This window comes from Shewanella algae (assembly GCF_009183365.2).
Taxonomy (GTDB): domain Bacteria; phylum Pseudomonadota; class Gammaproteobacteria; order Enterobacterales; family Shewanellaceae; genus Shewanella; species Shewanella algae.
Genome location: NZ_CP068230.1, coordinates 4,521,990 through 4,534,435, shown reverse-complemented (window position 1 = coordinate 4,534,435; position 12,446 = coordinate 4,521,990). Strand labels below are relative to the sequence as shown.

Sequence of the window (12,446 nt, the reverse complement as noted above, 5' to 3'; positions counted from 1 at the left end):
AGTGGCCAAACCAGTATGGCGACAATTGTGATCTGGCGCAATATTTAATCGGTTGTTTGAAAAGCTTCACAGTTCGGGGATGGGTTCACGCATCCGCTGCCACCAGTCGGCAGCGGCGACTATCTGGCCCTGCGTGTCTATGGCCGGGTAGGGAATGCCTTTGCGCCGACAGGCTTTGGCATAAATGGGGTGGCCTTGCTCAAACAACATGGTCTGGCAATAGTCATTGTCCAGCTTGCGGGCGCCATAGAGCCCGGCCTCCTGCCGCTGACGCTGCGCCTCATACAATAGCAGCGCCGACGCCACCGAGACATTGAGGGATTGCACCATGCCGACCATGGGGATCACTACCTGCTCGTCGGCTAGTGCCAGGGCTTCGGCGCTTATACCATCACGTTCATTGCCGACAATAAAGGCGGTGGGGCGGCGGTAATCCAGCTCCCTAAAGTCACGGGCCTGAGGGCCGAAATGGGTGGCGACCAGCTGCATCCCGCGCGCCTTGCAGGCCTTGGCAGCCGAGGCGAAGTCATAGTGTTTAATGGTTTTGACCCACTGCTGGCTGCCGGAGGCGGTATTGCCGGACAGGCGCATATCGGCATCGGGCCAGACTGCATGAATTTCGTGGATACCCACAGCATCGGCACTGCGCAGCGCGGCGGAAATATTGTTGCTCTTGTGGACTTTGTCCAGGATCAGGCTCAGATCCGGCTGGCGCATATCCAGCATTTGGTTGATGCGAGCGAAGCGTTCGGGGCTCATTGGCGGGGGATCCTATATGAAAAAGGGCGCCGTAGCGCCCTGTATTGGGGATGGAACTCAGAGTTCCATCACACCGTCCATTTCGACCAGAGAACCCTTTGGCAGCTCTTTCACGCCGATGGCGGCGCGGGCCGGGTAAGGCTGGTTGAAGTAACGGCTCATGATTTCGTTGACCGTGGCAAAGTTGCCCAGATCCAGCATATAGATATTCAGTTTGACGATATCGGCCATGGAACCGCCGGCGGCTTCACAGACGGCCTTGAGGTTGTCGAATACCCGTACAACCTGGGTTTCAAAGTCGTCACCGGCCAGTGCCATGGTGGCTGGGTCCAGCGGGATCTGCCCGGACAGGTAGACTGTGCTGCCCACTTTGACTGCCTGGGAGTAGGTGCCGATAGCGGCGGGAGCCTTGTCTGTTGCTATGATGATCTTCTCTGCCATAACGCTCTCTCTTTTTTCTGTTATCAACGGTTACGGGATGTACGCAGAACCTCGGGCAGTACCCTGATTCGGCGCATAACATTTGCCATGTGGATCCGGTCGCGAACCGAGATGCGCAGGTTGATCAGATAGACGCGGCCATCGCGCTCTTCGGTGCTGAGATTGTGAATATTGGAGCCTTCGGCGGCAATGATATTGGTGATCTTCGCCAGCGCGCCCTGATGGTTGACGATTTCGACCCTCAGGTTGGCCTGGAATTCGACGCCATCGACGGCATCCCACTGCACCGGAATATACTTGTCCGGCTCGCCCTGATAGCCGCGGATGTTGGCGCAGTTTTCCATGTGCACCACCAGGCCCTTGCCCGGGCTCACGTGAGCAATCACGGCATCCCCAGGAATGGGGCGGCAGCAATTGGCGAAGGTAACCAACATGCCTTCGGCGCCGCGGATCGGCATCAGCTTGTGCTCGTCATGTTGCTTCTGCGGCTCTATCTTGTCGCCCTTGAGGCGTTGGGCTATGACTATGCTCATGGCATTGCCAAGACCTATGTCGGCCAGCAGTGATTGCAGATCGGCGTGTTTGGTGTCTTTGACTACCTTGTCTATCTGAGCCGGATCTATCTGTTCCAGCTTGGTTTCGCCCAGTGCATGGTTCAGCAGACGCCTACCCAGGGTGCTGGCTTCGTCCTGCTTGAGGCTCTTGAGCACCTGACGGATTTTGGCGCGGGCCTTGCCGGTAACCACGAAGTTGAGCCAGGCGGCGTTGGGGCGGGCGCCCTTGGCGGTGATGATCTCGACCGTTTGCCCGGAAATCAGCGGCTGACTCAACGGATAGGCCTGGCGGTTGACCCGGGCGCCGACACAGGTGTTACCCACATCCGTGTGCACCTCATAGGCGAAATCCACTGCGGTGGCGCCTACCGGCAGTTCCAGAATGCGGCCCTCGGGAGTGAACACATAGATCTCTTCCGGGAACAGCTCTGTCTTGACGTTTTCAACAAATTCAAACGAGGTGGAAGCACTCTGCTGCAGTTCCAGCAGGCTTTGCATCCATTTGCGGGCGCGCAGCTGGGTAGTGGTACCCGAGGCGCCGGTCTGGCCACTCTTGTACATCCAGTGGGCCGCAACCCCTTTATCGGCCATCTGATCCATGTCTTCGGTACGGATCTGAATTTCCACCGGTACCGCATGGGGACCAAACAGCGAGGTATGCAACGACTGATAGCCGTTGGCCTTGGGAATGGCGATATAGTCTTTAAATCTGCCCGGACGCGGCTTGTAGAGGCCGTGCATTACTCCGAGCACCCGATAACAGGTATCTATGGAGTCCACTATCAGGCGGAAGGCATAGATATCCATCACTTCCTGGAATTGCAGCTCTTTGCTGCGCATCTTGTTGTAGATGGAATAGAGGTTCTTTTCCCTGCCCTTGACCTTGCCCTTGATACCCACATCTTCCAGGCGGGTACGAATGGCGGTTTCTATGCTCTGGATCAGTTCCTTGCGGTTACCGCGGGCGGCACGAACCACCTCTTTGAGTACCCGATAGCGCATGGGGTAATAGGCCTGAAAGCCGAGATCTTCCAACTCTGTCTTGATATTGTGAATACCCAGACGGTTGGCAATGGGGGCGTAAATTTCCAGGGTTTCGCGGGCAATGCGGCGACGTTTGTCGGGCCGCAGGGCGCCCAGGGTGCGCATATTGTGGGTGCGGTCGGCCAGTTTGATGAGGATCACCCGGATATCCTGGGTCATGGCCATCATCATTTTGCGGAAGTTTTCCGCCTGGGCCTCTTTCTTGTCGCGGAATTTGATCTTGTCTAGCTTGGAGACACCTTCCACCAGCTCCGCCACCGAGGCGCCGAACAGTTCGGCCAGATCCTGATGGGTAACTTGGGTGTCTTCTATGGTGTCGTGCAGCAGGGCGGCCATCAGCGTCTCGTGGTCGAGACGCATTTCGGCCAGGATGCGGGCAACCGCAACCGGATGGGTAATATAGGGTTCGCCACTGGTGCGCATCTGCCCTTCATGGGCATCACGCGCCACCTGATAGGCCTGCTTGAGTAATTCTACCTGCTCCGGCTCCAGATAACTGGCGGCAGACTCCTTGAGACCTTCAAACAGATACAAGTGGCTGTTCTCCTAAGAATATGCCTTAGAGTGAAGAGTTACCTTCTGCAATCGCTGCCACGGCAGCAATTTCAGCTGCTTCGCGCTCACGTACGCTCTGGCGCTCATCGGCATCCAGAGTCGCTGAGTTAACCAGTCCCTGTTCGATTTCGCGCAGTGCGATAACAGTGGGTTTGTCGTTTTGCTCTTCAACCAAAGGATCTTTACCCTGGACGGCGATCTGACGGGCACGACGCGCCGCAACCATGATCATATCAAAACGGTTGCCGATTTGTTTAACGGCGTCTTCTACAGTAACGCGAGCCATGTGTTGAAACTCCAGTGATTTGAATGGAAAAAATGACGCAAAATTGTACACGAAGGCAATTAATCTGCCAACAGACCCTTAAGCATATCATTGTGAGTATTAATTTGACTAGCACGAGTCAGGCGTTGCGAGCGAATGATCGCGCTCAGATCCCCCAGTGCAGTCTCAAAATCGTCGTTGACTATGATGAAATCATACTCTTTATAGTGCGACATTTCTGACACCGCCTGTGCCATGCGGGAGGCGATGACTTCGCTGCTATCCTGACCGCGCCCGGTCAGACGGCGCTCCAGTTCTTCGCGGGACGGTGGCAGAATAAAGATGCCGATGGCCTTGGGCATCAGTTTCTTCACTTGCTGGGCACCCTGCCAGTCGATATCCAGGAACACATCTATGCCCCGTTCAAGCGTCTCTTCAATGACCTTGCGGGAAGTGCCATAAAAGTTACCGAAGACTTCGGCCCACTCGAAGAAGGCTTCTTCGGCAATCAGCGCCTTGAACTCCTCCACCGACACATAATGATAGTGCTGGCCGTGAACCTCTCCCGGACGGGGCTGGCGGGTGGTGTGCGATACGGAAACTTGTTTGTCGGCCGGTTTATTGGCCAGCAGGGCTGCAATCAGTGACGATTTGCCCGCTCCACTGGGGGCCGAGACAATAAAAAGGTTTCCGCGTGCACTCATAATATTTGGGTTCCAAGTCTTTGGCTGTAAAAAAGCCGGTGGCTGATGAGGGAAGCTGCGAACTATGCGCTGTCGGCACTCTGGCTTGCGCCAGCTACAGGTGTTCAAGGCAGCTTCCTTAAGGGCAGCTATTATATAGGCAGGCAATGCTGCCATGCCAGTGGCGCTGACAATTGCCATCAAATTCGTTAGGCTGCCATCAATAAGTCGGTCGATTTTTTAAGGGGTTCTGTGCTGTATAAATCGCTCATCTGTATTCAGGGTTACGACAATGGTCTGCGACACGCGGCCATCAGTGGCGCCGTCTATCTTTTGTTACTCGTGCTGGGGGGGCTTTTTGGCGGCGGCAGTTTCATCTGGGTGCCCGGGATTTTACTGGCGCCCGTACTACTGCTCAGTTGCCGTCGTCGCTTTGGTGATGGCGGCCGTAACCCCTGGTTGTCACTGATAGCCCTGCTGCCTTGGCTCATTCTGCTGTTGGCCCTGAGTACCGACCAGGATGGCAGTTATCTGATAGGTGCCCTGGTGCTGGCTTTGGCGCTGCATGCAGGTTTGGCGCTGTTGCCTGGTGGGAATCGCGGCCGCGGCGCCCGCAGTAAGCGAGACTATGTGCAGGGATACTGTGGCCCTGTGCCTTTGAGCGCCGAGCGTAAGAGCAAGATAAGACGGGTCGAGCCAACCCTGGGCAGTGATGTTCATGGCTATGCAGATAACCACGCTCAAGGCTATTCAGATGATCACGTTTATCAGAGTAGCGACCAAGACGATAACCAACCGCATCATAGCGGTGCCGGGTATAGTGCCGCGGGGCAGCAGCCTGAGCACCCTCTTAGCCAAGCGCCTGAGCCGGCAAGCTTTGCTGCTGCCAATAGCGACCATGACATCAGTCATGACGCCATATCCTATGGACCTGGCCGCAGCCGTTATTTCGACTCGGCGCCGACCGAGGTCGATACCTCAGCGATAGATACAGAGCCTGGCTGGCATACAGATAAGCAAGCCCGCCATAAGGTCAATAGCGCTGAGCCTGGGGTTGATGATGAGGTCGACCGCACCGGCTCCTTGTCTGTGTTGCTGCTCTCCTGGCGCGATGCCATATTGCAACTTTGGCAGCGGCTGGGCGGCCTCTCGGCCGCCCAGCGTAAGGGCCTTGCCATAGCCGCGCTGGTCACAGCGCTGTTTGGCTTGGGATTGATCATATGGCTGCTGTGGCCTCAGGCTAAGCCTAATGACGCATCAGGCCGTGAGACTACTGAGATTGCGGCCGAAACTTCCGACAGGGTGACTGTGCGCCTGCCGGACAGCTTCAACCTGTCGCTCGATGGCGACTTGCTGCGTATGAGCTGGCTTGGCGATACCGACGCCCCTGGCCCCTTGTGGGATCTGGCTACCGCCAAGGGCGATCGCCGCTGCGCCGAGCTGGTGTTCAACAATGGCATTGGCTATCGGCCCATGTCGGTCGTTATCGGCGATAACGGCAAGGTCGAAGCGGCCTTCAGCCCTCTGGATAGTCAGGTGATTGTTCAGGATATGGCGCGGCGGGGCTCGGTTAAGCTCTGCGGCTATGACTTCAGCCTCAAGGGCAGTCAGGCGGCATTGGGTTCTGTTCCTGCCTTCCGGCAGCTTATTGAATAGGGCGCATGTTGGTGCACGGTTAACCACAGCTTTGGTTCATCAGAGCTGTGATTCTGTTATACTGCCTCGCTTCTTTCGGCTCGGCTTTCTTCGCGGCATATTCGACAGTTTATGGATACAAAATTAACTCTGGTGATTATGGCCGCCGGGCTGGGAAGCCGTTTTGGCGGTGATAAACAGTTGGCGGCATTGGGGCCCAATGGGGAAACCATGCTGCAATTGGCGCTAAGCTCAGCCATCAAGGCCGGGTTTGCCCGCGCCGTGCTGGTTATCCGCCCTGAGCTTGAAAGCGAGATCTGTCGCCAGTTAAGCGGTTTCCTGCCTTCCGGGTTTGAGTGGCACCTTTGTTATCAGACGCTGGACGATCTGCCACAGCCGATATCGGCAAGGCAGACAGGGGATATCACAAAGCGCCACAGTAACAGGCAAAAACCCTGGGGCACGGCGCATGCCCTCTGGAGTGCCAGGCATCTGGTCGATGGCCCCATGGCAGTGATCACCGCAGATGATTATTATGGCGATCATGCCTTTGTGCAGTTGGCTGAGGGGCTTAGGCAACATCCCAATGAATGGATGATGGTGGCCTGGCCGCTGGGACTGACCTTGTCCGAGCATGGCGGGGTGAATCGTGGCCTGTGTGAGGTCAATGGGAAGGGTTACCTGACTTCGGTGCAGGAGTGGCTCGATATTCGTCAAGGCACCCATGGCCTTGAGGGAGAGCTTCAGGGTGAACGCCGGCCGATAGCCGCCGATGCCTTGGTATCCATGACCTGCTGGGGCTTTTCGGCGAATATATTTGCCGCACTGGAGCTGGGGCTCAGACGCTTTTTGGCAACCCATGGCGATGATCTTAAAGCCGAGTGTTATCTGCCTGCGATAGTGCAAAATGCAATTGAGCAGCCAGACCCAGAGCCGTGCCAACAACAGCAAAACCTTGCCACCCGTAGTGTCAGGGTGGAAACCGCCCGCGAGGCCTGGTTGGGAGTGACATATCCCCAGGACGCCGCCCGGGTGAAACAGCAATTACAGGAGTTAATGGGTGCTTGAGCTTATCCGGCAGCAGGTGCTGCCTCACTTCGGGATCCCTGACAATGCCAAAATCAGCCCACTGGGCAATGGCCATATCAACGACACTTTTCTGATCCGCAGCGCCGATAGCGAACTTGTGCTGCAAAAGATCAACACTCAGGTATTTCGTGCGCCCAACGCCTTGGTCAATAATGCGGCCAAGGTCAGCGAGCATTTGAGTCAGTGTGCTGCGCAAGGCGGCTATCAACTGCAGCTGATAAGGCCTGTGATGACCCGCGAGCAGCAGTTGGCGGTGGATCTCGGTGAACAGGGATTCTGGCGCGCCATCAGTTATCTGCCTTTCAGTCAGAGCATCGAAGTGGTGCGCTCTGAGGCCGAGGCCGAACAGGCGGCGCGGGCCTTTGGCCATTTCGCCCGCGCCCTGAGCCAAGTAGACCCCCATGAACTGGAAGATGTGATCCCTCTGTTTCACCATCTGCCGGGCAGAATCGAAGCGCTTTCCAAGGCGGTTGCCGAGGACCCGCTTGGGCGCCTGCAGCACTGTCGGCAGTGGGCAGAGTTGGCCTTGTCCCAGCAATCGTTGCTTGCGGAGCTTGAAGATACCTGTGCCGGTTTGCCGCTGCGGATTTGCCACAACGACACCAAGATCAACAACATGCTGTTCGACAAGCGTGATATGTCCAGCATGGCCATCATAGATCTCGACACCTGCATGAAGGGTTTCCTGATGTATGACTTCGGCGACATGGTGCGCACCTTCTGCTCGCCCGAGGCTGAAGATTCCACTGCACTCGATAAGGTTAGAGTCAGGCCCGAAGTGTTTGCCGCCATCTGCCGGGGTTACCTGGCAGAGCTGGGCGAGGTGTTGACGCCACTGGAGCGCCAGAGCCTATGGCTGGGTGCCCGGGTGATTTGTCTTATGATAGGTGTGCGTTTCCTCACCGACTATCTGTTGGGGGATAAGTATTTCCATATCCATCGCGAAGGCCACAACCTGGACAGAGCCGCCAACCAGTTCACCCTCTATCTCAGCTTATTGCAGCAGAGCGAGGCCCTTAAGGCGTGTTTGGTTTGATGAAAGTAAGCGAGACTGAGTGACCTCTTGGGTTATTCTTGCTCATTTTTCCGTGGTTTTTTAAACACGAACTCCCTATGGAAATTCAGATATTTTAACTGCTTAGGGTGCAGCTGCCCGATGTTACAAGGGTATTTTATGTGCCATTTTTGCAAGATTGGCTTCAGCCTCTCAGGGGCCGCCAGCAACATTTCGCCTTTGCAAGAAAAGCTAATATCCCCATTGTTAAAGAGTATATCCACATGGGGTGAAAGCAATAGGCCGTTATAAGGATCCAGGCGTTCTTTATTGTCGGCTACGGCCCATGGTTTGATATGGCTAGCGATGAGATAATGAGGCTCTGATACTCCAGTAACTCTGCACCCTTGCTCGACTCGCTCTAATTGCCTTCTATAGGTTCCATGGCCTCTTCTAGCATCAATTAACTGTTGTTTAGTGGTCTCTGATCCACTAGAGCTATTAATGGATTCTATGTCTAGGTCTCTAAAGAGGCGATCAATATCAGATCTGCGGGTATAGTCCCATTCATGTTTAAGGCACAGACTCAGCAGTTGCCTAGCAAATGAATTGCTGATCTCTGCCAGGTAGCAACATTGGTTACCATTTCCATTCGCCTGAAGAGGTGAATACTTAGAGGGAAAATGAGGAGCGAGGTCTTGCAGAAAATCTTTTGGCCGTAAAGGGTTAGAAAGCCTTTGCCAACGAATCAAGACCAACCATCCTTCATCGCTCCACTGACTTCCTGAACTTCCAAAGTCAGGTTTAGGGGCTGTTTGACACGTTTGGGTGACTGAGCCTATGGCTTGTAGTTTTGCGTTGGCGTAGGAGAAAACAATATCACCAACTTGAGTTCTAGGTAGATTGTCGTAGCTGTAATTTCTTTGTCCATTCGTTTTACATTTGGGAGACCAAATGTAACCATCATCAATCTCTTGCTTGAAGGTTTGTTTGTGATTAACCCACCAATACATCCTTGTACACCAGCCCTACCTATTTAAGTTGAAATCAGGCTAAGTGATTGTTTTTATTTTTACAAGTACCTGATTGAATGCTTGTCAGACATTGTGATGGTTGTATCTCTAATAGACGATGAGTTTGGGTACTCATTTTTAATCAGTCTTTACTACAAGAAATCGAGGCAGGCATTGCGCTTTGGATGAATGCAGTAGATATCGTGTTGTAGTGATGTTTGAGGGGATGTGGCGCTGCAGGCCTCTTTGGTCGCGCGTTTTACCTTGGCCTCGACCACACTGCGGTTTCGGCGGTCATTGGGGCAGAAGTCTGACTCGTTGCCGCAGAGAGAGGTAAGGCGCCTTTAATCACAAATGGCAGCAGGGGACGATTAATTCTTTGCTGTGCTTAAGATCAAATGCTTATCTAAAACTCTTGCCATTCGGGTAAAGGCAATTTCTTTTCCAGTCTAATTCAGGCAGAATTTCGCACTTGAATTTGAAGGGCTTTTGTCTTTAGCCCAATAGGATAGGACGTCTTTGTCTGCCCCTCATTCGTTGGCGGCGGGCAAGAGAACAAGGACTGGAAATGGAACTCCCATTACAGGTAGTGCAGGACCTGGCCCCGGATCAGTCATCTCTGGGGGCTGCCAAAAAGCTGCTCAATACATCCAAGTGGCCCATGTTGGGCGTAGCCTCTGAACTCAATAGTATTTGGGGGCAGTGCCAGGGATCGGGTGCCAATCCCTACCTCACCATGGCAGATGTGGTCGACCATGGCTACAAGTGTACCTGCCCATCTAGAAAATTCCCGTGTAAACATGTGCTTGCATTGATGTGGATCTTCAGTGAAAGCCAAGACAGCTTCAATGAGTCAACCCCGCCCGATTGGGTTGGGGAATGGTTGTCCCGTCGTCGTCGCAGTTCTGCCACCGCAACTGAGGATAACAAGCCCTCGGTGGCGAAGAATATCGCCACCGCCGGTGATGAAGAGCCAATGCTCAGCCCGGAGCAACTCGCCAAGAATGCCGCGCAAAAGCAAAAGCGGGCTTTGGCGGCGCAGCAAGCCAGCGAGCAAAGCATACGCGAAGGGTTGGCTGAGCTTGAGCTGTGGATCCGCGATCAACAGCGAACCGGTCTTTCCGGACTGCTTAAGGATTTACGCCCCAGGGTTCGACGCATTGCCGCAAGGTTGGTGGATGCTAAAGCGAGTGCCTTGGCATCCCGAGTCGATGAATTACCGTCCTTGTTGGCTGGACTGCCGTTTGAGCGGCAACTGGCCCGGCTGATAGAAGAACTGGGGATCTGGGTCTTGCTTTCCCGGGCCTGGCGAATCAATCCGCAGGATCCCGATGTTCGGCGGGCGCTGGTTGGGGCGGAAAATCGAGAACAGCTGCTGGCCAATGTCGCAACCGGGGTCAGTGGCCGCTGGTTATGCCTTGGTGAGCGTATCGAAACCCGACGGGACGGTTTGGTTAGCCATGCGACCTGGCTTTGGCCACTGGATGGCCAGTGTAGCTCAGGCGCCATGTTGCTCGACTATTATCCAGCCACGGCAGGCAAACGTGAGGCCAGCCTCAGGGCCGGTACCTTGCTTGAAGGGGAACTGGTCTTTTATCCCTCCAGGGCGCCGCAGCGCGCCATATTGACCCGGTACCAGATTCTGGCACCAGAAGCCGTATCCTGGCCCGCAGCCTCGGCTATGACACCAGAGCAAGCCTTGTTTACGCTGCGGCGCACCTTGCCATGGGAAACTTCAGTGCCCTTGGTGTTGGGCCCATGCAGTTTGCAGCAGACAGAGGACGGCGGTTATTGGCTCAGTGTCGAGGAGCAGCTAATTCCGGTGAAGGGCAGAGACTTGCCACCCTTGGCACAGGGAGACTTGCAAGGGGCCTTTGTCTGCTGGCGTGGTGATGGAGCCGAACTTCTGTCTGTTTGTACCAGTGCCTGGGGGGTGATCTCATGCTAAATGCTGAAACCCTACAACAGGATCTGGCACAGATTGACGAACTCAAGCAGCGTTGGTTGATAGGTGATGGCGGCGCGCCGATTTTGCTTCCTGAGCATTGGACCGTGCCCGCCGATGCCGACGATGACGAGCGCACCCTGATGGCGCTGGCTTATTGCAGCCAGTATCCCCTGTTGCAACAACCCCATCCCCCCGGGCCGCGTAAAACCTTGCCCGGCTTGCCGCAACTGAGTCTGTCCCTATTACCCGGCCAATGTCGCCCGGCATTCAGGCAGTTACTGGCGCTGACCACCACATCCGGCAGTCAATATCAGGCGCTGTTGGCGCTGCTGGTGAGTCGTGGTTTTTCCCCTCATCCCGAAGACTGGCTGCCCGGTCGACAGGATGCAGAGCTGCCGCCTGAGTTTGAACCTTGGGTTTGCTGGGTTACCGATGCCAGGGATGAACCGCTTACCGAAGAGAGCTGGCCCGATAAAAGCCCGGCACAGAGGCTGGCTGCGCTTAAGCTGCTGCGGCGCCGGTCGCCGGATGCCGCTCGTGATTTGCTGGCAAGCATGGCCGCCTCGGAAGCCGCCGATAAACGCCTGAATCTCTATCAGGTATTGGCAGATGGACTGAGCTCGGCAGACTTGCCCTTATTGGTATCTCTGGAAAAAGACAGATCCCAGAAAGTGAAGGAACTGGCCAATCAATTGCAGATGCGCTTAGGTCAGGGCAACCAGCAAGCGGAGGATGAGACACTCACAGAGCTGGTAACTTGGCTGTCACTGAAACCTCGGGGGCTGCTACGGCGCGAAACTGTGTTGCTTGCTCCTGTGCTGAAAAACAGTGTCCAGAATCGTGACCGCTGCGCCGCACTGAAGAGCGTTTCCTTGCCTTTGCTGGCAACTGGGCTGGGCATGAGTCTGGAGCAGCTTTTGTGCCAGTGGTCCTTTGCCGACAACGCCGGTAAGGGGCTCAATAGCCCCAATCAGGCCTTGCTGCTGAATGTTGCTGCCAGTTTGCCCGAGGAACAGGTGTTGTTGGTGGCCAATCGGCTGCTCGATTGGGCCGTTGAGGAAAATGAAAATCCCATGGCTGAACTGGGTTTATTGGTATCCAGGTTAAACGAGCAAGCCAAGGTCAACCTGGCTCAGACGCTACTGTCCAAGGCTCCCGGCGATCTGCTCCCCAATGCTCCGTACGCACTATTTAGCAGTGAATGGCACTGGCTGAGTGTCGCTGAGTTCAGCCGTTGCAAGGCCACGGCTGAACTGCTTAAACAACTTAAAACCCTGGTACAAGCCAAGGATGCGGACGAGGTGGAACGGCAACTCTCTTGGGTGATGCAACAATTGGGTTTGTGCCTGAACCTCGAGTGTGCTCAGTGGCTGCTGGCCGAGACAAAGACGCTGGGGATATCGCCCATGCACCCAATACTCGACTATTTGAAATTTAACGTAAGTTTGCAACTAGAAGGATGAAAA

General features: G+C 55.1%; 11 protein-coding genes. 5 read left to right on the top strand and 6 right to left on the bottom strand.

Annotated features, from left to right (window positions below; translation table 11 throughout):
- Positions 1-66: 66 nt before the first annotated feature.
- The 5 genes from trmH to gmk are packed head-to-tail and all read right to left on the bottom strand — an operon-like array spanning position 67 to position 4,322.
- Positions 67-759: a tRNA (guanosine(18)-2'-O)-methyltransferase TrmH gene (gene trmH, locus E1N14_RS20160; RefSeq protein WP_025010113.1), complete on the bottom strand. Its 693-nt coding sequence runs from the start codon at positions 757-759 to the stop codon at positions 67-69.
- Positions 760-816: 57 nt separating this feature from the next.
- Positions 817-1,200: a RidA family protein gene (locus E1N14_RS20155; protein ID WP_025888534.1), complete on the bottom strand. Its 384-nt coding sequence runs from the start codon at positions 1,198-1,200 to the stop codon at positions 817-819.
- Positions 1,201-1,223: 23 nt separating this feature from the next.
- Positions 1,224-3,332 (bottom strand): bifunctional GTP diphosphokinase/guanosine-3',5'-bis pyrophosphate 3'-pyrophosphohydrolase, encoded by a 2,109-nt coding sequence (spoT, locus tag E1N14_RS20150; RefSeq protein WP_028780077.1) that lies wholly within the window; start codon positions 3,330-3,332, stop codon positions 1,224-1,226.
- Between the two features lie 25 nt (positions 3,333-3,357).
- A complete protein-coding gene (gene rpoZ, locus E1N14_RS20145) occupies positions 3,358-3,639 on the bottom strand; it encodes a DNA-directed RNA polymerase subunit omega (protein WP_025010112.1) in 282 nt (93 codons plus the stop codon).
- 59 nt (positions 3,640-3,698) lie between these two features.
- Positions 3,699-4,322: a guanylate kinase gene (gene gmk, locus E1N14_RS20140; protein ID WP_025010111.1), complete on the bottom strand. Its 624-nt coding sequence runs from the start codon at positions 4,320-4,322 to the stop codon at positions 3,699-3,701.
- 231 nt (positions 4,323-4,553) lie between these two features.
- On the opposite strand from gmk, the gene E1N14_RS20135 reads away from it, so the two are divergent.
- From E1N14_RS20135 to E1N14_RS20125, 3 genes are all read left to right on the top strand, one after another.
- Positions 4,554-5,957, top strand: coding sequence for a hypothetical protein (locus E1N14_RS20135; protein WP_062793639.1), 1,404 nt, complete (start codon positions 4,554-4,556; stop codon positions 5,955-5,957).
- A gap of 111 nt (positions 5,958-6,068) precedes the next feature.
- Positions 6,069-7,004, top strand: coding sequence for an NTP transferase domain-containing protein (locus E1N14_RS20130; protein WP_025010109.1), 936 nt, complete (start codon positions 6,069-6,071; stop codon positions 7,002-7,004).
- Complete coding sequence (locus E1N14_RS20125; protein ID WP_025010108.1) at positions 6,997-8,061, top strand: phosphotransferase enzyme family protein; 1,065 nt, start codon at positions 6,997-6,999, stop codon at positions 8,059-8,061. Before E1N14_RS20130 ends, E1N14_RS20125 begins: the two co-directional genes overlap by 8 nt.
- Before the next feature lie 32 nt (positions 8,062-8,093).
- On the opposite strand, the gene E1N14_RS20120 is transcribed toward E1N14_RS20125, so the two are convergent.
- Positions 8,094-9,032: an HNH endonuclease gene (locus E1N14_RS20120; RefSeq protein ID WP_025010107.1), complete on the bottom strand. Its 939-nt coding sequence runs from the start codon at positions 9,030-9,032 to the stop codon at positions 8,094-8,096.
- Between the two features lie 568 nt (positions 9,033-9,600).
- On the opposite strand from E1N14_RS20120, the gene E1N14_RS20115 reads away from it, so the two are divergent.
- Together E1N14_RS20115 and E1N14_RS20110 are read left to right on the top strand one after the other, a co-directional pair.
- Positions 9,601-10,980 (top strand): SWIM zinc finger family protein, encoded by a 1,380-nt coding sequence (locus E1N14_RS20115; protein WP_025010106.1) that lies wholly within the window; start codon positions 9,601-9,603, stop codon positions 10,978-10,980.
- Positions 10,974-12,443 (top strand): DUF5691 domain-containing protein, encoded by a 1,470-nt coding sequence (locus tag E1N14_RS20110; protein WP_025010105.1) that lies wholly within the window; start codon positions 10,974-10,976, stop codon positions 12,441-12,443. The genes E1N14_RS20115 and E1N14_RS20110 overlap by 7 nt, the downstream gene beginning before the upstream one ends.
- Positions 12,444-12,446 lie beyond the last annotated feature (3 nt).